A 22,301-nucleotide genomic window follows, 5' to 3' on the forward strand; every position below is an offset into this window, starting at 1 on the left:
ATTTACCGTTCCAAAGGGAGGAAACCTGTGAACATGACGTCGACGATGAAGACCGCGGCGATCGCCTTCGCGATGATGACCACCGCGACCGTGGCGAGCGCGGCAGACTACAACGCCAACCATTTCTTCGCCGAGCGCCACTCGATGGTGCGCGGCCCCTACGTGGAATTCGCCAAGAAGGTCGCGGAAGAGACCGATGGCGAGATCAATTTCACCGTGTTCTCCGCAGGCTCGCTGCTGCCGCCGGCCTCCTCGCTGCAGGGCGTGCGCGACGGGATCGCGCAGGTCACCTATCACGCCGGGACCTACACCCCCTCCGAGCTGCCGATCGACAATCTCATCGGCAACATGGCTTTCTACAACACCGACCCGCTGGTCATGGCTTTCGCCTCGACCGAGTTCGGCCTGACGAACCCCGCCCAACTGGCGGAGTGGAAAGCCAATGGTGTGGTCTATGGCGGGGGCTATTCGACCTCGCAGTACTTCATGCAGTGCAACACCCCGGTCCGCACGCTGGCCGATATCAAGGGCAAGCGCCTGCGCATGGCGGGCGGCGCGTGGTCGCGCTTCGCAGAATTCGTAGGCGCCGTACCGGTCTCGATGCCGTCGAGCGAGATGTATACCGGGCTTGACGCCGGCTCGCTCGATTGTGCGGTCGCGGCGGCGGATGCGCTCGACAGCTTCAGCCTGAAGGATGTCGTCACCGACATGAACACGCTCGCGATCGGCAACTACTACGCCGGGTTCGAATGGGGCTACAACGTCGCCTTCTGGCAGTCGCTCTCGCCCGAGAACCGCCGCGTGTTGTTCAATGAGATGGCCTATTACCTCGCAGAGCACCGCATCGCCTTCGACAAGGATGTCGAGAAGGCCGTGAACTCGGCGAAAGAGAACGGCATGGCCGTGGCCGAGCCGGATCAGGCCCTGAAAGACGCGCTGGCCGAATTCGTGGTCGCCGATGAAGCCACGCTGATCGCCAATGCCAAGGATCGCGGTGTGAAGGATCCCGAAGCGATCCTCACCGAGTTCAAGGCGCTCGTCGACAAGTGGGACGGGCTGCTCGCCAATGTGGACACGACCGATGTGGACGCGCTGGCCGCGCTTGCGCGCTCGGAGATCTACGACAAGCTCGACGAGACGACCTACGGCGTCTACTGAGACCGATCGGGCTCGAGACCAAAAGAAAAGGCGGCTTTCGAGCCGCCTTTTCGCGTTCTTGTCCAGCAAGGTCGCGCGCGCCATTGTCCCGCGTTTCCCTGGATCAACCGCGACCGGACGCCTCTGCCTCCCGCGCCTTCTCGATCAGGTCCGTGACCACCGGGTTCGGAAAGCGGCGCTGCAGCGTCACCGCGTAGAAATCCTCGCCGATATCGAGATCGAACGGTGCGGTCACCAGCAACCCGTCGCGAAGCTCGTCGGCCAGAACGACGGCGGGCGTGATCGCAAGCCCCGCATCCTCGCGGGCCAGAAGGCGGATCATCGCCATGTCGTCAACCTCCGCCGCCACTTGCGGACGCAGCCCGAGCCGGGTGATCAGGCTGTCGAAGCCGGTCCGGATCGAACTGTCGGTCGGCAGGATCACGGGCTCCTCGCTCAGCATCTCCTCGAGCGTGGCATGCCGCAGCCGGTGCGGCGTGCCGTGCAGCAAGACTTTCTGTTCGGCGACGCGATGCGCGACGAAGCTCGAGAACACGTCGCGTGCCGGCGGCTCCGTCGTCAGCACCACGTCGAGCGCCATCGCCTGCAGCGCCTCGAACAGGACGCCCCCGTTGCCCGAACGCAGCACGATCTCCACATCCGTGCGCCCGATGAGCGGCGCGAGAAATCCGATCTGGAAATTGCGCGAAAGCGTGGAGAGCGCGCCGATCCTCACCGCCTGACGTCCCGCCGAGGCCTGTCGCAACGTGGCCGCAAGCTCTTCGCCCGCCTCGAAAATCCGCTCCGAATAGTCGAGCGTGATATGCCCGACCTCGGTCAGCACCAACTGCCGCCCGCGCCGCTCGAACAATTGGTGACCGATCCGCGCCTCGAATGTGCGGATCTGCGTCGAGAGTGCCGATTGCGAAACGTTCAGACGCTCCGCCGTGCGCGTCAGGTTCCCGTCCTTCGCGACTTCGTGGAAATAGCGCAGATGATGGTAGTTCAACTCTGACATCGTTCTATTAAACAGAACGAAAACCCACAAACAATGAATTTTTCTTCACACCAAGCCGCCGCTACCTCTCCCGGGAACGAACTGGAGGTTGCCATGTCTTATCTCTTGCTGCTGCCCGCTGCGCTTTTGATCGCGGTCGGCACTGATTTGCTTCTGAGGCCTGCGGAGCGGGCCGGAGCGCGACTGCGTGGGCCGGAGTTGGCCTCACTTCTGGGGCTGCTCGCGACGGTGAGCGCGGCGGTGATGCTTGCGCTGTCGGGGCCGACGACGAGCCCGCTCATAGGCATGGCGGGCATCGGTCTCTCTGCGCGCATCGACATCGTCAGCATCTCGCTGGCACTGACCGTCGGCTTCGTCGGCTGGGTGGTGCTGCGCTTTTCGCGGGTCGCGCTCGATGGCGAAGCGCGGCAAAGCTGGTTCATGGGCTGGATGAGCCTGACACTCGCCTGTGTGCTTGCGCTCGTGGTGGCGGGCAACCTGTTCCAGCTGGTGATCGCATGGATCGCGGTCGGCACCGGCCTGCACCGGTTGCTGCTGTTCTATCCAGAGCGCCCCGGCGCGCAACGCGCCGCGCGGAAGAAATCGCTCAGCGGGTTGGTCGCGAGCGGTGCCCTGCTGGTCGCGGTGAGCCTTCTCGCCTATGGCTTCGGGACCACCGACATCGCGCGCATCCTCGAGGCCGCGCGCGACGGGCAAGGGCCGCAGACGCTTTGGGTCGTGGCGGGGCTTCTGGGCGTCGCTGCGGTGTTCAAATCGGCGCTGATCCCCACCCATGGCTGGCTGACCGAGGTGATGGAGGCCCCAACCCCGGTCTCGGCACTGATGCATGCGGGCGTGGTCAATGCAGGGGGCTTCCTGCTGATCCGCTTTGCCGACGTGATGCTCGCCGCACCCGGCGTCCTCGCAGTGCTGGCGCTGGTCGGCGGGCTCAGCGCACTCATCGCGGCGGCAGTGGCGACGACGCAATCGGCAGTGAAGACCTCGCTTGCGTGGTCCACCTGCGCACAGATGAGCTTCATGGTGCTGCAATGCGGACTGGCGCTGTTTCCGCTGGCGCTGCTTCATATCGTGGCGCATTCGCTTTACAAGGCGCATGCCTTCCTGTCCTCGGGCAGCGCGGTCGCCGCGGTGGCGCAGCAGCGCCGGCCCGGCCCGGTCGCGGTGCCGGGCGCCGGAGCGGTGCTGCGCGCTTTCCTTCTTTCGCTCGCAATCTACGGCGGGGCGCTCGCGCTCTCCGGGCTCTGGCACGAGCCGCCACAGGCGATCGCGTTGGGGGCGATCCTCGTCTTCGGCGTCGCCTACCTGATCGCTCAGGGGCTGGCGGAGGCCGCGCCGTGGCCGCTGTTCTGGCGCACGACGCTTATGTCTCTGGGCGCGACCCTTGGTTATTTCGCGCTGCATTGGGGGGCAAATGCGCTCTCGGCGGGCACCCTGCCGCCCCCGCCCCCGGCCGACCCGCTGATCTGGCTGGTGATGCTCCTGACGATCGCCGGCTTCGGCCTCGCGGCCTGGGCGCAGGCGACCTTCCCGCTCTGGGGCAGCCATCCGGCTGCGGCGGGGCTGCGGGTCCACCTCATGAACGGTCTCTATCTTAATGCGCTCACCGATCGGCTGATCGGGCAGACGCCCCTCAAGAAAGGTTAAGGCTATGAGTTTCCACAGCTATCAATTCCCCGGCGCGACCTTGCAACTCTTTGCCGCAGCCGAAAAGACGCTGGCTCAGATCCCGCCCGCCTTCGGGCTGGAGGCGACGGTGGCGGTGAACCCCTATCTCGGTCAGGCCGGAGAGAGCCGCCTTCAGGCCGCGACCCGGCTGGCGCGGGTGGCGGGCGCCCGGACGACCGCCCCGCGCGAGGCAATAGCCCAGTGGCTAGAGGCCGGGCGGCTCACGCTGCAGGACATTTCGGCCGCCGCGATCGAGGCCGGGCTCGACCCCGATCAGGTGCGAAAGGCGCTTCACGCCCCCTCGCCCGCGTATCGACCCGATCCGACGCTGGCCGATCTGGCCGCGAAGGAGACCGGACAGGACTGGCCTGCGCTGATCGCGGACCGGGTCGGTCTCTGGGCCGGCGGGCATTTCGACAAGGGGCAAGCGCTCTGGCCTGCGCCCGAAGGCGCGGCCTTCAAGGCGTGGCGAGCGTTCGCGCTGCGCGACCTGACGCCGGGTCTGCACGGGCTGCGCGGCTTCTGCGCCTTCGCGGCGAGCCTGCCCACGGATGCGCGCGCCGCCTTCGCGGAACTGACGGGACGGCTTGGTCTGAGCACCGAGGCCGCGCCACTCTACCTGCATCGGCTCGCGATGAGCCTTGGCGGCTGGGCGCAATATGCGCGCGGGCTTGGCTGGGCGGACGGGCTGAAGGGAGAGCGCAATGCGCTGGCGTTCGAGATGCTGGTGATCCGGCTCGCGTGGGAGGTGGCGCTGCTGGAGTGTTTCCGCGACCGGCTCTCCGTCCCTTGGACGCGGGCGCTGAAAGACCATGCCGCGCCGCTGGATCCAAGCCTCGATCTGCGCATCGATCTTGCACTGCAAGAGGCCGCGGACCGGGCCGAAGAACGAGCCTTGGCGGAAACGCTCGCAGCGGCGGACGAACGGACCGGCGCACAGGCACCCGACATCCAGGCGGTCTTTTGCATCGACGTGCGGTCCGAACCCTTCCGGCGAGCCTTGGAAGCCGCCGATCCCGGCGTGCAGACGCGCGGCTTCGCGGGCTTCTTCGGTCTGCCGATCGCCCATCGCCGGCTGGCCTCGGACCAGCGCGACGCGCGGGCGCCGGTGCTGTTGGAAACAGGGATCGAGTCGCAAGTCGCGGTGAGCGACAAGGCCGATCAGGCCGCGCGGATCGCCCGGCGCGCCACCCGCGCTTGGGGCCGGTTCAAGCTGGCCGCGGTGTCGTCCTTCGCCTTCGTGGAAGCGGCCGGGCCGCTGTATCTGGGCAAGCTTTTCGGGTCGGCGATGGCGCAGGAAACGGCACCGACCCCCGAGCCCGTGCCCGCGCTCGACCTGCCCTCCGATGAGCGGATCGCGCTGGCGGGCCGGGTGCTGCAGGCGATGTCGCTCACCTCCGATTTCGCGCCGCTGGTCCTGATCGCGGGTCACGGCGCGCATGTCACCAACGCACCGCATGCGAGCGCGCTGCAATGCGGGGCCTGTGGCGGCCATGCGGGCGATGTGAACGCGCGGTTGCTCGCGGAACTGCTCAACGATCCGGTGGTGCGCAAGGGACTGTCCCGGAACGGCATCGCGATCCCGCCGGAGACGCGGTTCCTTGCCGGGCTGCACGATACCGTCAGCGACGAGCTACGGCTGTTCGAGGACGGGACGGCTGCGGTGCCACGGGCGCATCTGGCGCAGTTGCAAACAGCGCTCGCGAAGGCGGGCCAGATCGCCCGGACGGCGCGGGCGCAGGCCCTCCCCCGCGCCGGGTCGGAGGCCGATCTGCCCCGGCGGGGCAAGGACTGGTCCGAGTTGCGGCCCGAATGGGGGCTGGCCGGTTGCCGCGCCTTCATCGTGGCCCCCAGGGCGCGGAGCAGGGGCTGCGATCTGGGTGGGCGAGCCTTCCTGCACGATTACGACTGGCGGCAGGATGCGGGCTTTTCCACGCTCGAGCTGATCCTGACCGCCCCTGCCGTCGTCACCAGCTGGATCGCGCTGCAATATAACGGCTCCGCCACCGCGCCCGAGGTGTTCGGGGCGGGCAACAAGCTGTTGCACAACGTGGTCGGCGGCATCGGTGTGTTCGAGGGCAATGGCGGCGATCTGCGGGTCGGGTTGCCGATGCAATCGATGCATGACGGCGAGCGGCTGCGGCATGATCCGCTGCGGCTCTCGGTGGTCGTCGCGGCCCCGACCGAGGCGATCACCGAGGTGCTGGAGCGGCATCCGCAGCTCAAGGCGCTGTTCGAAAATGGCTGGTTGTCGCTGCAGGCGATGGACGATGCGGGCCGGATCACGGCGCGCTATCAAAACGGTTCGTGGGTGGAGCGGGACCAACCGTCCCAGATCCGCGCCGCCTGACCGTAAACGCCGCTCGCAACATCGGGGGCTGCCCGCACCGCAACTGCTCGGGCGCGGGCAGCCCAATAGACTCTGCGGCTCTGCTAGATTGGCATTGGTGTCGGGGTCTCTGGAGTCTGGCCCAAGAACCCCGGCTTAGGGCAACACCGGGATCTGGCGAAGCTCCTCGAGTTCCTTCTCGGACATGTCCAACGCATCGCGGGTGACGTCGTGAAGCTCCTGCATTAGCGATTGAGCCTGCTCGATCTCCTCCTGCGTGATCGGACGAGAAGGATGGGCAAAGAAGCCAATGGAACGGTCCAATTCCCCAAGTGCAATGACCTTCCCGTAACGCAATCCAAAACGCGAAGCGGCGCCGAACACGTCACTCTCATCGCCGTCGGAGAGGTCCGCCCAATCGCAAATACCCTGATTGGAGATCGCCCATCGGACGGTCGGGTCCACGAAAACGAGCTGTTTTTCGGTGTAGTAATCCACCCATTCTTTCGGGTACGTCACATAGCTCAGGGTCGGATTGGCAAAGCGAATGTGCAAACCCAAGGCGAATTTCCAATCGGTGATCCGATTAAGGCGCTGCAAGCGGTCTTCGATTACACGCAGCTGATCCAATCTTCGCCTCCTGACAAGTTCAGTTTATTTTGCGCCGATCCCTATGGCGTATTCTGAGCCGTTTTGCCGAAGCTTACGATTTGTGGATTCGGAAGGAAAGGGCGGACGCCGACAAGGCCCAACTGATCTGCCTCGGCGCACTCTTTCAGGTTTTTCTCAGCGGATTTTTCTCTGTCCGCTCAGCCAATCAAAGCAGAAACTTCGCCCTGGCTTCCCGCAGCGCGCGGGCCATTTCGAGATACCCGGCATTGCTGTTATTTCGATGCATCAACTCATAATGGTCCGCCCAGCGCTCAATCTGCGACCGCGGCACCTTGTCCGACCACGCGCCTTTGCGCAGTCGGATCGCCCCGTCATCCAAGTATTCGATTTCGATAGAAGGCTCCGTCATGAAAATCTCCGCCTGTTTGTAATTGGGGCCGGAGGGCTTGCGATCCGGCCCCGGGCGCACAGGAAAGTCTTTTTGAAAAATAAATTCTCTCGAATACCTATTTGCTATCAAAGGAAGACGGCAGCATTCACCTGAGGAATTCCAGACTTTCAGCGCCTATAACGGAGAGTTGATCGAACTTTCTGCATGGCGCCGTCGGCCTCGGGGCCCAAACAACCCAACCGGCTCCGACCGATCGTCGAGCTCGCCAGGCTCTGCTCGGCGTGGTGCGTGCTTTTGGATTTCGCTGAGCGGCAAGGTTCCGTCCGCAGCGCCGCCGAAATGCATACGGGGCAGGCTCCAGCCTGCCCCGTCGCAACTTGGATTTGTGGCGCGATCATTCGGCGACGAGTTCGCCGCTTTCGATCTGCTCGCGCTCGATCGACTCGAAGAGCGCCTTGAAGTTGCCTTCGCCGAACCCATCGTCGCCCTTGCGCTGGATGAATTCGAAGAAAATCGGCCCGATTACCGTCTTCGAGAATATCTGCAACAGAATCTTGGTCTCGCCGCCGCCGAGGACGCCCTCGCCGTCGATCAGGATGCCGTGCTTCTTCATCCGATCGACCGGCTCCTCATGCCCGGTCACGCGGTCATGGCTGAGCTCGTAATAGGTTTCGGGCGGGGCAGGCATGAAGCGGATGCCGCGATCGGCAATCGCGTCGGTCGCCTCGTAGATGTCGCGGGCGCCCACGGCGATGTGCTGGATGCCCTCGCCCTTGTACTTCTTGAGATAGGAGACGATCTGGCCGGTTTCGCCGCGATCCTCGTTGATCGGGATGCGGATGCGCCCGCAGGGCGAGGTCAGCGCACGGGAATAGAGACCGGTATATTTCCCCTCGATATCGAAGAAACGGATCTCGCGGAAATTGAACAAGTCGCCGTAGAAGTTGAACCACTTGTCCATGTTGCCCTTGAAGACATTGTGGGTCAGGTGGTCGAGGTAATAGAACCCCACGCCTTTCGGCTTCGACGTCTTCAGCCAGTCGAATTCCGCGTTATAGGGTGAGGTGTCGTAATACTGGTCGGTGAAATAGATCAGGCTGCCGCCGATCCCCTTGATCGCGAGCCAGTCGACGGTCTTGTCCGTGCCCTCGTAGGGCTCCGCGCCGTTCTTCACCGCGTGATCGAAGGCGTGCTGCGCATCGACGACGCGCCATGCCATTGAGGGTGCGCAGGGCCCGTGCTCCTCCACGAAACGGGCCGCGAAGCTGTCGGGGTCAGCGTTGATGACATAGGTGATGTCGCCCTGCTGCCAAAGCTCGACCGGCTTCGATTTGTGGTTCGCTACATGCTCATAGCCCATCTTCGCGAAGAGGTCGCGCAGTTCCTGCGGATCCGGATGTGCGAATTCGACGAATTCGAACCCGTCCGTGCCAGCGGGATTCTCCTCGGTGATGGTGGATTGCGGGGCGTCGTGGGGGAACGGTCCCATGGGTTTCTCCTCCTGTTTGCGCTAAGAAGAAGGTAACCTGGGACGAATGCTCGTTCCGCGCGAAGTAGCGCATAGGGGCGCCAATTTTTGCGCAAATATTGCATCCAGGTGGAATTCGGCGCTAAATCTCCGCATGATCGACCATATCGACAAACGCCTGCTCGCGGAACTGCAGCAGAATGCCCAGCTAACCTCGCAGGACTTGAGCGAGCGGCTGAACCTGTCGCCAAGCCAAGTGGGGCGCAGGCGGCAGCGGCTCGAGGCCGAGGGGCTGATCCGCGGCTACGGCGCGCGGCTCGATGCGGCGCGGCTTGGGCTCGCCGTGCAAGCCTTCGTGCAGGTGCAGATGCAGCGACACGGGGCGGAACCGGCGCAGCAATTCTCGCGCCTCGTCTCCTTGCAGCCCGAGATCACCTCCGCTTGGACCCTGACGGGCGAGGCGGATTATCTGCTGCGCGTCTACTGCGCGGATCTGGCAGCACTGCACCGGCTGATCCACGACGTGCTGCTTGCCCATCCCACCGTCGCCCGGGTGCAGAGCCAGATCGTCATGCACCAGTTCAAACAGGACGCGCCGCTGCCGATCTAAGCGCAGAGCGCGCCGGGAGCGGCCTCACGAAAGTCATTTCATTGCACATGAAACACTGCCATCCTGCCCCGAGGAGGATTTGCACCGCATGAAGCTCGAGGAATTCTTTCCCTACCGTCTCGCGATCGCCGCCGAGGCCTTCTCGCGCAATCTCCAGGATGTCTATGCGCGCGAATACGGGCTTACGCGAGAGGAATGGAGGCTGATGTCGATCCTCGACGGGGTCGGCCGGATTTCATCGCTCGACATCGCGCGCCGCACCACGCTCGACAAGGTTCAGGTAAGCCGGGCAGCGGCGCGTCTCGAAGCGCGCGGGCTGATCCGGCGCTTCGTGCCCGACAGTGATCGGCGGCTGCGTGAGTATGAATGCACCGAGGCGGGCCGTGCGCTTTATGGCGAGGCCCGGCCCAAGGTGAACGCCCGGGCCCAGACGATGCTCTCCGCCCTGCCCGAGGAAGCGCGCGCCGGACTCGAAGCCGGGGTGAATGCGCTGATCGACACGCTCGAACTCGATATCCGCACCGAGCCCGAGCGGGACTAGCCGACCAGCCAGAGAGAGATCACCGGGAAGGCCACGATCAGCGAGATCCGCACGATATCTGCCACCCAGAACCACAGGATGCCGCGGAACATCGTGCCCAGCGTCACGTCCGGCAGAACCGAGCGCAGCACGAAGACATTCATGCCAACAGGCGGCGTGATCAGCGAGATCTCCGTCGCGACCACGACGATCACGGCGAACCAGATCAACGCATTGTCGGGATTGGCCAAGAGCCCTGAACCGAAATCGAGCTGGTAGATCACCGGGTAGAAGATCGGCACCGTCAGCAGGATCATCGACAGGCTCTCGAGCACCATGCCCAGCAGCATGTAGATCAGTACGATGATGATGATCACCTCGTAGCCGCCCAGCCCGAGATTGTAGACCAGTTCGGCCAGCGCGTCGGGCAGACCCGCGAAGGTGACGAAATTGCCGAAGATCTCGGCTCCGATGACGATAGCGAAGATCATCGCGGAGGCGATTGCCGCATCGGTGAGCGCCCGCCAGAGCGCGCCGAGCCTCAGACCGCCGACCGCAGCCGCGATCAAGACGGCCGCAGCGGCGCCCATGCCGGCGGCCTCGATCGGGGTGAAGAACCCCCCATAGATGCCCACCATGATGAAGACAAACAGCCCGAGCGTCGCGAGCACGCCGACGATGTCCTGCCGTTTCATGGCAAGGGGCTCGCGTACTTCCGGGGCGAGTTTCGGGTTCAGCCGCACTGCGACCATGACCGACACGAGATACAGTCCTATACCGAGCACCCCGGGAACGATCCCCGCGATGAACAGCTTGCCGATGTCGCTCTCGGTCAGAAGGCCGAAGATGATCATGATGACCGAGGGCGGGATCAGAATGCCCAGCGTGCCGCCCGCGGCGATGGCGCCGGTGGCGAGCGAGTCGTGATAGCCGAAGCGGCGCATCGATGGCATCGCGACCTTCGACATCGTGGCCGCGGTCGCGAGCGACGAACCGCAGACCGCGGAGAAGCCGCCGCAGCTGAGGATCGTGGCCATCGCGAGCCCGCCACGCATCCGCCCGAAGACCCGGTCGGCGCCCGTGAAGAGACCGCTGGCGATCCCCGATCCGGCCAGCACATTGCCCATGAAGATGAAGAGCGGCACGACCGAAAGCGAATAGTTCATCCCGGTCTCGAAGACGGCGCTGCCGACCATCGAGCCGGCCGCCTCGGCGCCGCGCATCCATGCGAACCCGGCCCCGCCGACAAGCGCCATCGCGAAGGCGATCGGCACGCGCAGGAAGACCAGCGCCAGAAGTATGGCGAATGCCACGAGAGATATCGTCATTCCGGCCTCCGAAGCACCGCGACAAGGGCGGAGACGGCGAAGCTGAGTACGCCGATCACACCGAAATACCAGAGTTTGATCCCGAGACCCGAGGTCGCGAGCTGCGTGTGGAACTGATCCTGTGTCAGGATCACCAGCCGCCATGCGAAATAGAGCATGACGAGCGCCGCGATCGCGCTCCCGATCCGCCCGAGCATACGCCGCAGCACCGGCGGCAGGATCGGCATCAGCAGGTCGACCTCGACATGGCCTCCCTTGCCCGTGGTGAGAGGCATCGCGACGAAGACGAGCGCGCCGAGAAGCACCTGGGTGATCTCGTAGGCGCCGGTCAGCGGGTTGTTGAACAGATACCTGCCGACCACGTCGAAACAGGTGACGAGGATCAACCCCGTCACCAGGCCCGCGGCGATTGCCTCGAGAACGAAGCGGCCGCGTGCGATCATACGTCCACGCCCGTCATCTTGCGGAACTCGGCAAGCGCGGCGCGACCGTCATAGTCGCCACCCAGGCTGTCGGCCCACTGCCCTTCGAGCACGCTGGCCTCTTGCTTGATCGCGTCGAGCACGCCCTGCGGCGCGGTCTCGGCGACCATGCCACCCTCTTTCGCTGCCTTCTTGCCGCGCTCGTCCGCGCCGTTCCAAGCCTTGCCGACGCGGGTTGCGAAGGCGAGCCCGGAGAGCTTGTTGATCGCCTCCTGATCGGCCGGGGAAATCGCGTCCCACTTGCCGGAATTCATCACCAGGAACCAGGTGGTGTTGTAGATGCCGCCCGGGATCGTCGTGGTGTATTTCAGGTAATCCGCGAGGTTGAACGAGGCGATCGCGTCATAGGGGAAGGTCACGCCATCGACGACGCCGCGCGAGAGCTTTTCATAGACTTCGCCCGAGGGGGTGAAGATCGTCTCGACGCCGAAATGGCTCATCAGATCGGCGATGTAGCCGCCGGGCACACGCATCTTCAGACCCTGCAGGTCTTCGATCTTGTTGATCGGACGCTTGTTGTTGTGGACCATCCCGGGGCCATGGTTGAACAGGCCCAGCAGATGGGTGCCGGCATGTTCCTTCTCGGCGCCGAGCTTCTCGGTATAGACGGTCCAGAAGGCCTCCGACATCGACACGGCATCATTGCCGAGGAAGCTGAACTGGCCAACGCGCGAATTCTTGAAGCGGTCATCCTGCGTGAAGCTGTGCAGACCGTAGGTGATGTCGGCCACGCCATCGCGCGCCATGTCGAAATGCGCTGGCGGCGAGCCCAGCGGCTTGGCGAGCACGCGGATGCGCACGCGGCCCTCGGTCGCTTTCTCGATGTCCTTCGCCCAGGGCTTGATCGCGTCCACCACGATCGGGTGGCGCGGCGGCAACCAGCTCGACAGGACGAGGTCCACGCCCTCGGCCCGTGCCGGGATCGCAGGCATCGCGAGGGTCGCCCCCACTGCGGCGGCGGAGCCCAGGAAAGCACGTTTCGTCAGTTTATGCGTCATTGTTTCCTCCCAAGAATGACGACGAACGCGGAGCTCCCGCGTTCGGTAAAGGCATCAGCTATCGGCGCGCATCTGCCCGGTTTTCGGGCTGGCATCGGGACGCCCGGCACGCGCGGCGAGCTCGAACGCCTCCTCGAGCACGCGGCGGTCGCCGATATGGTTCATCAGGATCAGGATCAGCCGCGCGTTGAACGCAGCGCTTTCCGCCTCGTTCAGCCCCTCATGGGCAGCGATAAGCCGCTCGTAGAGCGCGTCGTGATCGGCAAGGTTCAGGTCGGTGATCAGGCTCATGCGCTGCCCTCCTCGATTGCAGCCAGTTGCGCGGCGATCTGCTCGGCCCCCGCTTTTTGCCAACGCGCCGCGACGACCTGATCGGGCCGGATCAGGTAGAGCGCCGAGGGCGCATCGCCGAGATAGCGGGCGCGCAGCTCCGGCGTCGGATCGAGCGTCATTCTGCGCAGCCCCGCGACCTCGGGCGCCTCGGCACCGAGGCCCAGAAGCGTGAAGCCGCCCGCAAGCCGATCGAGCAGCCATTCGTTGCCAAGCGGAGCATCGGGGGCGACCGCGCCGGGACGGGTGCCACTCGGCAAGGCCGCATCATCGGGCGCCTGGTCCAGCGGGTAGCGGCACGGCAGGCTCAAGCGCCCCGAGTTCACCATCGGGCGCGCGAAATCCGCATGCTCAGACAGCGCCAGAACCGCATCGCGGAACCACCGCTCCGCCCCCGGGCGCGGCGACATGAACCGCGTGGTGCGGCTGGAATTGGCAATGTTCTCGTCAGAGCCGAAGGTCCGCTCGGCGTCGTAGCGGGCGAGCAGCGCGGGCGTGCTCTCTCCCTTCACGACCCGCGCCAGACGCCAGCCCAACGCGTCCACATCCTGCAGCCCGCCATTGCCGCCACGCGCGCCGAAGGGCGAGACCACATGCGCGCTATCGCCCACGAAGATCACCCGGTCATGGACGAAGTTCTTCAGCCGACGGCACTGGAACGTGTAGATCGAGGTCCAGTCGAGCTTGAAATTCGAATGGCCCAGCGCCTTCTCGATCCGCGGGATGATGCGCTCGGGTTTGCGCTCTTCCTCCGGATCGGTGTCCCAGCCCAGTTGCAGATCGATGCGGTAGATATTGTCAGGCTGTTTGTGCAGCAGTGCCGACTGGCCCTCGTGGAAATCCGGCTCGAACCAGAACCAGCGCTCCGACGGGAAATCGGCCTGCATCTCGATATCGGCGATCAGGAAGCGTTCCTCGAACAGAACGCCCTCGAATTCCAGCCCCATCATCTGCCGGATCGGCGAGCGCGCCCCGTCGCAGGCCAGTACATACTCACCTTCGAGCGTATAGTCCCCATCCGGCGTCTCGATCGAGACCGTCGCGTGATCCGCCGCCTGCTCGAGCGAGGTGACCTTGTTCTTGAAGCGCAAGTCGACAAGCGGGTTCGCCTGCGCAGCGGCGACGAGATACTCCTCGACGTAATATTGCTGCAGGTTCACGAAGGCGGGCATCTTGTGGCCGTCCTCGGGCAGCAGATCGAAGTTGAACACTTCGCGCGCGCCATGGTGGGTGCGCCCGACCTTCCAGGTCACACCCTTCTGCACGCAGGCATCGCCCACGCCCAGCCGATCGAGTATCTCGAGCGAGCGTTTCGACCAGCAGATCGCGCGGCTGCCCACCGACACCACGTTGTTGTCGTCGAGCACGACCGACGCCACGCCGTAATTCGCAAGCTCCAGCGCAGCGGCGAGACCGATCGGCCCGGCCCCAACGACGATGACCTTGTGACGCGGCTCCGGGGCGCTCAGCCCCTTCGGCGCAACATAGTCGAACGGCTTGTAATCATATGGCATCGGTTCTTCCTCCCCTGCCGGCGCGCCTCAGCCCTGAAGCGCGTCCCACATCTCGCGGTCGCGCTCTGCCGTCCAGACACGCGGGGTGTCGATGCCGCGGGCCTCGTCATAGGCGCGCGCCACGTTGAACGGCAGGCAATGTTCATAGATCGCGTAATCGGCGAATTTCGGATCGCAGGCTTCGCGCACCGCGTCCCACGCCTCTTTCAGGGTGCCGCCACGGGCAACGACGCGTTCCACCGGCTTGAAGGTGGAGCGGACGAAATCGGCGGTGTTCTCCAGCGCTTCGGTGACCATCTTCCCGCCCACCAGCGCATCGCCACGACCCGGCGCGATCGCGCGCGGCTCGAAGGCTGCGATATTGGCCAGCGTCTCGGGCCAGTCGCCGAAATGACCGTCACCGCAATAGCAGGCCGAGTGGTATTCCACGATATCGCCGGTGAACATCACCTCCTGATCGGGCACCCAGATCACTGCATCGCCTGCGGTATGAGCGCGGCCCAGATGCATGATGTCGACGCGGCGATTGCCGAGGTAAACCGTCATCTGGTCGCTGAAGGTCGTGGTCGGCCAGGTCAGACCGGGGATTTCCTCATGGCCCTGGAACAGGCGCGGGAAGCGGCCGAATTCGCTGTCCCAGTCCTCCTGCCCACGTTCTGCGACCTGCGCGCGGGTGGTGTCGGACATGATGATCTCGCGCGCGCCATAGGCGCTGGCGCCCAGCACGCGAACCGCGTGGTAGTGCGTCAGCACCAGGTGGCTGATCGGCTTGTCGGTCACCGAGCGGACGCATTCGATCACCTTGCGCGCAAGACGCGGGGTGGCCTGCGCCTCGACGATCATCACGCTGTCGTCGCCGATGATGACACCGGTGTTCGGGTCGCCCTCCGCGGTGAAGGCGTAGAGGCCCTCGCCCACTTCCGTGAAGCTGATCTTCTTCTCTTCCATGTCGCCTTGCGACGCGAATGCCTTGGCCATCAGATGCCTCCTTATTCCTTAGCCCAGTCGGGCAGAGCGCGCGCAGGGAGCACCTGCCCCGTGCAATCTCCGAACCCGATGCGGTATCCCTTGCCCTGCGCAGCACCGCGCAGGGTCAGCGTGTCGCCATCCTCGATGAAGCTGCGTGTCGTGCCATCGGGAAGCTCCAGCGGCTCCTTGCCCGACCAGCTCAGTTCGAGCAGCGAGCCCCGGCTGTCTTTTTCAGTGCCCGAGATCGTGCCCGAGCCCAACAGATCGCCCGCGCGCATCGGACAGCCCGAGGTCGTGTGATGGGCCAGCTGCTGCGCGGCGGAGTAGTAGAGCATCGAGGTATTGGTGCGCGAAATCACCGCCTCCTCGCCGCCCTCCGGGCGCAGTGCGACTTCCAGCTTGATATCGTAATTCATCGGCCCCGGCTCGCGCAGATAGGGCAGCAATTCGCGCTCACGCTCGGGCGTGTTGACGCGGAACGGCTCCAGCGCCGCTTTCGTCACGATCCAGGGGCTGATCGTCGTCGCCGTCGCCTTGGACTGGAACGGTCCGAGAGGCACGTATTCCCACGCCTGGATGTCGCGCGCCGACCAGTCATTGAGCAGCACGTAGCCGAAGATCATCTCATCGGCCTGACTGACCGAGATCATACCCTCGGAGGGCTGGCCGACGATGGCGCCGAATTCCAGTTCGATGTCGAAACGCGCCGAAGGGGCGAAACGCGGCAGCTCCTCGTTCAGGCCTTTGACCTGCCCGTTGGGACGGATGACCGGCGTGCCGGAAACGACCACCGACGAGGCCCGGCCGTTATAGCCGATCGGGATCGACAGCCAGTTCGCGGGCAGCGCGTTTTCGGGGCCACGGAAGATCGTGCCGACATTGGTCGCGTGGTTCTTGCCGGCGTAGAAATCGGTGTATTCGGTCACGCGGAACGGCATCAGCATTTTCGCCCCGGCTTGCGACACCAGATGCGGCTCGACCGCGGACTTGTGCCCTTCGTCGGAGAGAAGCTCGGTCAGACGCGCGCGCAGCTTGGCCCAGATCTCCGGGCCCGCCTCCATGACGCGGTTCCACGCGGGCTCGGCGAACAGATCTGCCGAAAGCCCGTGATCCACCTTGGCGACGTCGAGAATCATATCCCCGATCGCGACGCCCATCCGCGCCCCATTGCCGTCGTCGAAGACGCCGTAGGGCAGGTTCTGGATCGGAAAGTCGGTGTCGCCCTGAGCGGACGCCACCCAGCTGGTCTGGTCGGTCATTTGGTCCCCGGTTTTCCGTCGAATTTCTTCTCGATGCTGTCCCAGCAATCGATGTAATCGTCCTGCAACGGCGCCTCCTTCGCGGCGAATTCGGTGAGGTGCTGCGGGAAGCGCGTCTCGAACATGAACTGCATCGTGTTGCCTTGGAACGCGGGCTCCATCGGCTCGTTCGAGGCATGTTCGAAGGCGTTACGGTCAGGGCCGTGCGGCAGCATCATGTTGTGCAGGCTGGTCCCGCCCGGCATGAAGCCCTGCGGCTTGGCGTCGTAGATGCCGTAGATGTTGCCCATCAGTTCGGACATGATGTTCTTGTGATACCACGGCGGGCGGAACGTATGCTCGGCCACCATCCAGCGCTCGCGGAACAGCACGAAATCGATGTTCGCGGTGCCTTCCTGACCCGAAGGCGCGGTGAGCACGGTGAAGATCGACGGATCGGGGTGATCGAACAGGATCGCGCCGACCGGGCTGTAGGTGCGCAGGTCGTATTTATAGGCGCAATAATTGCCGTGCCACGCCACCACGTCGAGCGGGCTGTGGTCGATGAAGGTCTCGTGGAACTGGCCGCACCACTTGATGACGACCCGGCTTTTCGCGTCGCGATCCTCGAAAGCCGCGACGGGGCATTTGAAGTCGCGCGGATTGGCGAGGCAGTTCGCACCGATCGGGCCGCGGCCCGGAAGATCGAACTTCTGGCCGTAGTTTTCGCAGACGAAGCCCCGCGCCGGCCCTTCGAGCACTTCGACCCGATAGACCAGACCGCGCGGCAGGATGGCGATCTCCTTGGGCTCGAGATCGATAATCCCGAGCTCCGTGCAGAAGCGCAGCCGCCCCTCTTGCGGCACGACGAGCAACTCGCTGTCGGCCGAGAAGAAATACTCGTCCTCCATCGACTGCGTCACGAGATAGATATGGCTCGCCATGCCGACCTGCGTGTTCACGTCGCCCGCCGTGGTCATCGTGCGCATGCCGGTGACCCAGGTCAGCGGCTCATCGGAATGGGGCACCGGGTTCCAACGATACTGGCCGAGCGAGATCACGTCCGGATCGACATTCGGCGCGGATTTCCAATAGGGCACGTCGATCTTGGTGAAGCGACCGACATGCTTGACCGATGGCCGGATCCGATAGCACCAGGTCCGCTCGTTCTGACCGCGCGGCGCGGTGAAGGCGGTGCCGGAAAGCTGCTCGGCATAAAGGCCGTATTCGCATTTCTGCGGGCTGTTCTGGCCCTGCGGCAGCGCACCCGGCAGCGCCTCGGTTTCGAAATCATTGCCGAAACCCGGCATGTAGCCTTCATGCGGCCCCGACGTGCCGGTTGCCCGCACCATGCCGCTCGGCAGAGCTTGCTCGGTCATGAGATCCTCCACTCCCTGTTCGCCGGCCTCTTGCAAAAATGCCGGCGTCGAACTCCGCCCAAGTTTCGTTTCATTCGCAACGAAGTCAAGGATTTTATTGCATTCGCAACGAAGAGCGAGGGAGGCTTGGTAAAAAATCAATTATTTACTGATGGTTACACATCCATATTTCCGGACGGCGCACGATTTTCGTTGCAATCGCAACGTATTTCGTGCTCATTCGTTGCAGTCGCAACAACTTGAAGCCGCATCGAATCCCATGACCGTTGAACAAAAAGTTCGTGAAACCGCTGATGAAGAGATCCCCCTCCCGGGGTTCGATCTCGAGCGTTTCCTGCCCTATTTGGTCGCGGAGCTCTCGGTGAAGCTGAGCCAGGAACTGGCGGCGGGCTATCGCGACGCCGGGCTGACGATGCCGCAATGGCGGGTGATGGTGCATCTTTCCCATGCGGGCCGGGTCTCGGTGCGCGATATAGAACGACGCACCTCGCTGGAGCGCCCAAAGGTCAGCCGCGCAGCGAGCCACCTCGAGGCGAAAGGTCTGGTCGAGAAACGGCCCGACGACGTGGACGCCCGGCTGGTCGCGCTGAGTCTGACCCGCGAGGGGCGACGTCTGATGGCGGAGCTGTTGCCGCGCGCGATCGCCTATCAGCGGCAGCTGGAGGCGGTGCTCGGATCCGATCTCGCCGGCTTGCAGCGCGCAATGGACAAACTGCTGGGGACGCCGATCGAATGACACGACTTCATGATTACTGGCGGTCTTCGGCAAGCTACCGTGTCCGTATCGCCCTCGCACTCGCCGGGATTGAATGGCAGGCCGCTCCGGTCGATCTGACGATCGGCGCACAGCGCGATCCCGACTATCTCGCCGTCAATCCGCAGGGGCTCGTGCCGACGCTTGAGATCGATGGCGACCGGTTTACCCAATCCCTTGCGATCGTCGAATATCTCAACGAGACCCGCGCGCTCGGCCTGCTGCCCGAAGCTCCGGCCGACCGCGCCCATGTCCGCGCCCTTGCCCAGGCTATCGCGGTCGATATCCATCCTGTCTGCAATCTGCGCGTCGCGAAACACGCCGTGGCGGCCTCGAACGGTGCGATCACGATGGAAAGCTGGATGCAGACTTTCATCGCCCCCGGCCTCGCCGCGGTCGAGGAAATGATATCGGGCGAGCGATTCTGCTGGCGCGACCAGCTGACGCTCGCGGATCTGTGCCTCGTGCCACAGATCTACAATGCGCGGCGCTGGGGGATCGACCTTGCGCCGATGCCGAATATCTCGCGGATCGCCGCGCATCTCGAGACACTTCCGGCCTTCGCCGCCGCGCGACCGGCGCCCCCCACGGGCTGATGCTTCGGGAGAGGCGGTCCCTGGTTTCAACGCCTACGTGACGGACGAGGAAATCGAGACGCAGCACAAGATGACGCGAAGCTGCGTCGGCGATGATCTGTGACCCGATCCCGAGACTTCCACGGCCCGTGGATCGAGCTTCTCAGCTTTGTCCAGAGTGACGGACTGTCCCCCTGGGAAATCATGCCCGCCCCCCCAAAACCGCGATTTCACGCCAAAATTCCGACTTGAAGAGCACCAATACGGTGAGAATTTCCAGACGTCCGAGATACATCCCGAAGGTCAAAATTATCTTCACGGGATCGCTGAGAGAGGAGAAATTCCCAGCCGGACCGATGATTGGTCCGACCCCTGGTCCGACATTTGCCAAAGCCGTCAAAGCTCCGCTGGTTGCCGTCGCAAAGTCGAGACCGAAAAAGCCCAGAAGCGTGGTGAGCCCTAGGAACGTCGCCATATAGATAACGAAAAAGGCGATAACGCCCGCGAGGACGTCATTCTCGATCACGCGCCCTTCGTATTTTATGGAAACAACCCGACGCGGTAATCTAATCACTTTCATCTGTGCGCGCGCCGCCTTGGAAAATACGATCCAACGCATCGCCTTGGCGCCACCCGCGGTCGATCCGGTGCAGCCCCCTACTGCAGAGAGAATGAAAAAGGCAACAACCGCGAACGGCCCCCAGACAGTGTAGTCGGTCGTGGCGTAGCCTGTGGTCGTCACGACAGAGACGACGTTGAAAGCGACCATGCGAAGAGCGGTCAGCGGCGGCGTTCCACTTGTCCAGACGAGCCAAACCGTCAGCCCGATGATGACGCCCCCCAAGGTGAGCAGCATGGCTTCGACCTGCTCGCTTCGAACCGTCCGCCGATAGATGCCGCGGATATACCATGCGAACGGAAAGGCCCCAAGCAGCATGAAAAGCGTCGCAGTCCATTGCAGGAATGGGCTGTCGAAATGGCCGAAGGACGCGTCATAGCCCGAATATCCACCGGTCGACAACGTGGTCATGGCGTGGGTCACCGCGTCGAAGAAGTTCATGCCACCAGCAAGGTAGGCAAGCGTGCAAAGCCCGATGAGGGCTACGTAAATCTGCAGCGTCACCGAGGCGAACTTCGCAGTGTTGCTCAGTTCTTTGTCCCCTTTGTCCGAGCTCTCGGTGCGGAAGAGCTGCATGCCGCCGACCTTCAGGATCGGCAACAAGGCGATGCCGGTGACGATGAACCCGACGCCACCGACAGCCTGCAGCAGCGCTCGCCACATGATGATGCCGCGCGGTGTGGTATCGAGACCGCTCATCACCGTAGAGCCCGTCGTCGTAATCCCCGACATCGCCTCGAACAGAGCATCCACGGGAGTGAGCGACCACATTGCGAGCGGAACGGCGCCGGCAATTGCGGCGGTAAGCCAAACCGACGACGTGAGCAGGAAAGCGTGAAGCCGCCCCAAACCGAGAAAGGACGAGCGGGAGGCGACGCTGATCGTCGCACCCAAAGCGCCCACCAGTGCGCCGGAGAGAGCAAAAACCTTGGCTGTATCCGAAAAAAGAAGCGCATCGATGCCCATCAAGGCGGCGAAGAAAACCAGTGTAAGACCGTTGATGAAAGATACGAAATTCATGATTGGTCCTAGCCGAGATACACCGTTCCGGCCGGATAGCCGATCCGTCGGGGCCGCCGCGTGGCAAGCAGGAAACCGAGGGTGAGAGGACCTACGCGGCCCACGAACATCACCGCCATGATGATAGCGCGCCCGGCACCATCAAAATCGCCAGTGATGCCGCGCGACAAGCCGACGGTGCCGAAGGCAGAGGTGGTCTCGAAGGCAAGATCGAGAAAATCGCCTTCATGGCAGAGCAGCAGTGCGAAGAGCGCGCAAAGGATCAGCAGAACGCTGATAATCGAGAGGGCGAGAACTTTCATGACCTGATCGAGACCGAGCTCGCGCCCGAAGACCTGGATACTGGAACGCTGCCTGAAGAAGGCGACCGTGGCGAGCAGCAGGACGATGAAGGTCGTGACTTTTATGCCGCCGCCGGTCGACGTGCTGCCCGCGCCGATGACCATCAGCGTCATGAACATGAGCGAAGTGCCGTCTGTGAGATTGCCGATCTCGACGGTGTTGAAGCCCGCCGTTCTCGTTGTGGCTCCCTGGAACCAACTGGCCCAGAGCCGATCGGACCACGAGAGGCTCCCCAGCGTGCCCGGATTTGTCCATTCCATAATCCCGAATGCCAGTGCGGACCAAATGAGCAACGCTATTGTGCCGACAAGCATCAGCTTGGTGTGCAACGAAAAGCGATGCCAACGTCTTACCCGCCAGATATCGGAGGCGACCGTGAAGCCGAGGCCGCCAAGTATGTAGAGCGCTGGAATGGTAAGATTGATGATCGGGTTTCCAACCCATTTGCTCAAACTGTCCGGGAAAAGCGCGAATCCAGCGTTGTTAAAAGCGGAGACCGAGTGGAAGAGCGCTTGCCAGAGACCCTCGCCCCACCCTGCCTCAGGCACGAAAACCGATGCAAGGAGAGCGGCGCCAACGAATTCGCAAATGAAAACGACCTTGAGGATCATCCGGGTCAGTGCCAGCAAATCCGTCGCGGACGTCTGATTCAGATCCTCTCTCAGATAGAGCCGATGGGTGAACCCCACTGGCAGCCCGAACATCGACAGGATCAGCACGGCAAAAGTCATCAGCCCGAGACCGCCGAGCTGGATCAGCAGCATCACCACGGCCTGACCAAACAGAGTGAAGGCGCTTCCAGTATCGACAACCGCCAGACCGGTCACGGTTACGGCGGACGTGGCAGTGAAGGCCGCATCAGACCACGTGATCGGGGTGGTCGTCGCAAAGGGCAGCTTCAGCGCAGCGCAGCCAAGCACGATGAGTCCAGCATAAATGAGGATCAGGACAAGAGGTGGTGCGAGATGCGGAGCCTGACGCTTGGAATAAATGCGCGCCATCG

Annotated in this window: 21 protein-coding genes; 7 read left to right on the forward strand and 14 right to left on the reverse strand. The window is 63.6% G+C overall.

What is annotated here, in order from left to right:
- Positions 1-33 precede the first annotated feature (33 nt).
- Positions 34-1,158, forward strand: a complete 1,125-nt coding sequence (locus B6V75_RS07790; protein ID WP_088719240.1) for a C4-dicarboxylate TRAP transporter substrate-binding protein — start codon at positions 34-36, stop codon at positions 1,156-1,158.
- Between the two features lie 103 nt (positions 1,159-1,261).
- On the opposite strand, the gene B6V75_RS07795 is transcribed toward B6V75_RS07790, so the two are convergent.
- Entirely contained in the window at positions 1,262-2,155 is an 894-nt protein-coding gene (locus tag B6V75_RS07795) for a LysR family transcriptional regulator (protein WP_088719241.1), read from the reverse strand.
- A gap of 93 nt (positions 2,156-2,248) precedes the next feature.
- On the opposite strand from B6V75_RS07795, the gene B6V75_RS07800 reads away from it, so the two are divergent.
- Positions 2,249-3,799, forward strand: a complete 1,551-nt coding sequence (locus tag B6V75_RS07800; protein ID WP_088719242.1) for a proton-conducting transporter membrane subunit — start codon at positions 2,249-2,251, stop codon at positions 3,797-3,799.
- Positions 3,800-3,803: 4 nt separating this feature from the next.
- On the forward strand, positions 3,804-6,170 hold the full coding sequence (locus B6V75_RS07805) for a DUF2309 domain-containing protein (RefSeq protein WP_088719243.1): 2,367 nt from the start codon (positions 3,804-3,806) through the stop codon (positions 6,168-6,170).
- 135 nt (positions 6,171-6,305) lie between these two features.
- Here the strand turns inward: B6V75_RS07805 and B6V75_RS07810 are convergent, their stop codons facing one another.
- The 3 genes from B6V75_RS07810 to hppD all read right to left on the reverse strand — a co-directional run bounded on the left by B6V75_RS07810 (position 6,306) and on the right by hppD (position 8,641).
- Complete coding sequence (locus tag B6V75_RS07810) at positions 6,306-6,779, reverse strand: autoinducer binding domain-containing protein (protein WP_088719244.1); 474 nt, start codon at positions 6,777-6,779, stop codon at positions 6,306-6,308.
- A 187-nt stretch (positions 6,780-6,966) separates the two neighbouring features.
- Entirely contained in the window at positions 6,967-7,170 is a 204-nt protein-coding gene (locus tag B6V75_RS07815; RefSeq protein WP_075776434.1) for a hypothetical protein, read from the reverse strand.
- Positions 7,171-7,546: 376 nt separating this feature from the next.
- Complete coding sequence (gene hppD, locus B6V75_RS07820) at positions 7,547-8,641, reverse strand: 4-hydroxyphenylpyruvate dioxygenase (protein WP_088719246.1); 1,095 nt, start codon at positions 8,639-8,641, stop codon at positions 7,547-7,549.
- A 133-nt stretch (positions 8,642-8,774) separates the two neighbouring features.
- On the opposite strand from hppD, the gene B6V75_RS07825 reads away from it, so the two are divergent.
- On the forward strand, positions 8,775-9,230 hold the full coding sequence (locus tag B6V75_RS07825; protein WP_075777564.1) for an Lrp/AsnC family transcriptional regulator: 456 nt from the start codon (positions 8,775-8,777) through the stop codon (positions 9,228-9,230).
- 88 nt (positions 9,231-9,318) lie between these two features.
- Complete coding sequence (locus B6V75_RS07830) at positions 9,319-9,771, forward strand: MarR family transcriptional regulator (RefSeq protein ID WP_075777563.1); 453 nt, start codon at positions 9,319-9,321, stop codon at positions 9,769-9,771.
- On the opposite strand, the gene B6V75_RS07835 is transcribed toward B6V75_RS07830, so the two are convergent.
- The 8 genes from B6V75_RS07835 to hmgA are packed head-to-tail and all read right to left on the reverse strand — an operon-like array spanning position 9,768 to position 17,988.
- Positions 9,768-11,078 (reverse strand): TRAP transporter large permease, encoded by a 1,311-nt coding sequence (locus B6V75_RS07835; protein ID WP_075777562.1) that lies wholly within the window; start codon positions 11,076-11,078, stop codon positions 9,768-9,770. The genes B6V75_RS07830 and B6V75_RS07835 overlap by 4 nt on opposite strands.
- Positions 11,075-11,521, reverse strand: a complete 447-nt coding sequence (locus B6V75_RS07840) for a TRAP transporter small permease (RefSeq protein WP_075777561.1) — start codon at positions 11,519-11,521, stop codon at positions 11,075-11,077. Before B6V75_RS07840 ends, B6V75_RS07835 begins: the two co-directional genes overlap by 4 nt.
- Positions 11,518-12,558: a TRAP transporter substrate-binding protein gene (locus B6V75_RS07845; protein ID WP_075777560.1), complete on the reverse strand. Its 1,041-nt coding sequence runs from the start codon at positions 12,556-12,558 to the stop codon at positions 11,518-11,520. Before B6V75_RS07845 ends, B6V75_RS07840 begins: the two co-directional genes overlap by 4 nt.
- Before the next feature lie 54 nt (positions 12,559-12,612).
- A complete protein-coding gene (locus tag B6V75_RS07850; protein ID WP_075777559.1) occupies positions 12,613-12,849 on the reverse strand; it encodes a DUF2783 domain-containing protein in 237 nt (78 codons plus the stop codon).
- Positions 12,846-14,402 carry an FAD-dependent oxidoreductase gene (locus B6V75_RS07855; protein ID WP_088719247.1) on the reverse strand — a complete coding sequence of 519 codons (1,557 nt, stop codon included), beginning with the start codon at positions 14,400-14,402 and terminating at the stop codon, positions 12,846-12,848. The genes B6V75_RS07850 and B6V75_RS07855 overlap by 4 nt, the downstream gene beginning before the upstream one ends.
- Positions 14,403-14,429: 27 nt before the next feature.
- Positions 14,430-15,380 carry an MBL fold metallo-hydrolase gene (locus tag B6V75_RS07860; protein ID WP_088719248.1) on the reverse strand — a complete coding sequence of 317 codons (951 nt, stop codon included), beginning with the start codon at positions 15,378-15,380 and terminating at the stop codon, positions 14,430-14,432.
- A gap of 11 nt (positions 15,381-15,391) precedes the next feature.
- On the reverse strand, positions 15,392-16,630 hold the full coding sequence (gene fahA / locus B6V75_RS07865; RefSeq protein ID WP_088719249.1) for a fumarylacetoacetase: 1,239 nt from the start codon (positions 16,628-16,630) through the stop codon (positions 15,392-15,394).
- Positions 16,627-17,988 carry a homogentisate 1,2-dioxygenase gene (hmgA, locus tag B6V75_RS07870; protein ID WP_088719250.1) on the reverse strand — a complete coding sequence of 454 codons (1,362 nt, stop codon included), beginning with the start codon at positions 17,986-17,988 and terminating at the stop codon, positions 16,627-16,629. Before hmgA ends, fahA begins: the two co-directional genes overlap by 4 nt.
- Positions 17,989-18,247: 259 nt before the next feature.
- On the opposite strand from hmgA, the gene B6V75_RS07875 reads away from it, so the two are divergent.
- Both B6V75_RS07875 and maiA read left to right on the forward strand, forming a co-directional pair.
- Entirely contained in the window at positions 18,248-18,724 is a 477-nt protein-coding gene (locus B6V75_RS07875; RefSeq protein ID WP_075777554.1) for a MarR family winged helix-turn-helix transcriptional regulator, read from the forward strand.
- Complete coding sequence (gene maiA, locus B6V75_RS07880) at positions 18,721-19,338, forward strand: maleylacetoacetate isomerase (protein ID WP_088719251.1); 618 nt, start codon at positions 18,721-18,723, stop codon at positions 19,336-19,338. The genes B6V75_RS07875 and maiA overlap by 4 nt, the downstream gene beginning before the upstream one ends.
- A gap of 181 nt (positions 19,339-19,519) precedes the next feature.
- Here maiA and B6V75_RS07885 read toward each other — a convergent pair whose 3' ends face one another.
- Positions 19,520-20,956, reverse strand: coding sequence for a TrkH family potassium uptake protein (locus B6V75_RS07885; RefSeq protein ID WP_088719252.1), 1,437 nt, complete (start codon positions 20,954-20,956; stop codon positions 19,520-19,522).
- Between the two features lie 8 nt (positions 20,957-20,964).
- A complete protein-coding gene (locus B6V75_RS07890) occupies positions 20,965-22,299 on the reverse strand; it encodes a TrkH family potassium uptake protein (RefSeq protein ID WP_075777551.1) in 1,335 nt (444 codons plus the stop codon).
- Positions 22,300-22,301 lie beyond the last annotated feature (2 nt).

The organism is Thioclava sp. F1Mire-8 (assembly GCF_002213165.1).
In the GTDB taxonomy this organism is placed as follows: Bacteria; Pseudomonadota; Alphaproteobacteria; order Rhodobacterales; family Rhodobacteraceae; genus Thioclava; species Thioclava nitratireducens.

Bases quoted from the DNA above. Each gene is read 5' to 3' on its own strand.
- B6V75_RS07825 (WP_075777564.1), top strand. From the start codon at position 8,775: ATGATCGACCATATCGACAAACGCCTGCTCGCGGAACTGCAGCAGAAT.
- fahA (WP_088719249.1), bottom strand. From the start codon at position 16,630: ATGACCGACCAGACCAGCTGGGTGGCGTCCGCTCAGGGCGACACCGAC.
- B6V75_RS07830 (WP_075777563.1), top strand. From the start codon at position 9,319: ATGAAGCTCGAGGAATTCTTTCCCTACCGTCTCGCGATCGCCGCCGAG.
- B6V75_RS07885 (WP_088719252.1), bottom strand. From the start codon at position 20,956: ATGAATTTCGTATCTTTCATCAACGGTCTTACACTGGTTTTCTTCGCC.
- maiA (WP_088719251.1), top strand. From the start codon at position 18,721: ATGACACGACTTCATGATTACTGGCGGTCTTCGGCAAGCTACCGTGTC.
- hmgA (WP_088719250.1), bottom strand. From the start codon at position 17,988: ATGACCGAGCAAGCTCTGCCGAGCGGCATGGTGCGGGCAACCGGCACG.
- B6V75_RS07790 (WP_088719240.1), top strand. From the start codon at position 34: ATGACGTCGACGATGAAGACCGCGGCGATCGCCTTCGCGATGATGACC.
- hppD (WP_088719246.1), bottom strand. From the start codon at position 8,641: ATGGGACCGTTCCCCCACGACGCCCCGCAATCCACCATCACCGAGGAG.
- B6V75_RS07890 (WP_075777551.1), bottom strand. From the start codon at position 22,299: ATGGCGCGCATTTATTCCAAGCGTCAGGCTCCGCATCTCGCACCACCT.
- B6V75_RS07840 (WP_075777561.1), bottom strand. From the start codon at position 11,521: ATGATCGCACGCGGCCGCTTCGTTCTCGAGGCAATCGCCGCGGGCCTG.
- B6V75_RS07835 (WP_075777562.1), bottom strand. From the start codon at position 11,078: ATGACGATATCTCTCGTGGCATTCGCCATACTTCTGGCGCTGGTCTTC.
- B6V75_RS07875 (WP_075777554.1), top strand. From the start codon at position 18,248: ATGACCGTTGAACAAAAAGTTCGTGAAACCGCTGATGAAGAGATCCCC.
- B6V75_RS07815 (WP_075776434.1), bottom strand. From the start codon at position 7,170: ATGACGGAGCCTTCTATCGAAATCGAATACTTGGATGACGGGGCGATC.
- B6V75_RS07795 (WP_088719241.1), bottom strand. From the start codon at position 2,155: ATGTCAGAGTTGAACTACCATCATCTGCGCTATTTCCACGAAGTCGCG.
- B6V75_RS07805 (WP_088719243.1), top strand. From the start codon at position 3,804: ATGAGTTTCCACAGCTATCAATTCCCCGGCGCGACCTTGCAACTCTTT.
- B6V75_RS07800 (WP_088719242.1), top strand. From the start codon at position 2,249: ATGTCTTATCTCTTGCTGCTGCCCGCTGCGCTTTTGATCGCGGTCGGC.
- B6V75_RS07855 (WP_088719247.1), bottom strand. From the start codon at position 14,402: ATGCCATATGATTACAAGCCGTTCGACTATGTTGCGCCGAAGGGGCTG.
- B6V75_RS07860 (WP_088719248.1), bottom strand. From the start codon at position 15,380: ATGGCCAAGGCATTCGCGTCGCAAGGCGACATGGAAGAGAAGAAGATC.
- B6V75_RS07850 (WP_075777559.1), bottom strand. From the start codon at position 12,849: ATGAGCCTGATCACCGACCTGAACCTTGCCGATCACGACGCGCTCTAC.
- B6V75_RS07845 (WP_075777560.1), bottom strand. From the start codon at position 12,558: ATGACGCATAAACTGACGAAACGTGCTTTCCTGGGCTCCGCCGCCGCA.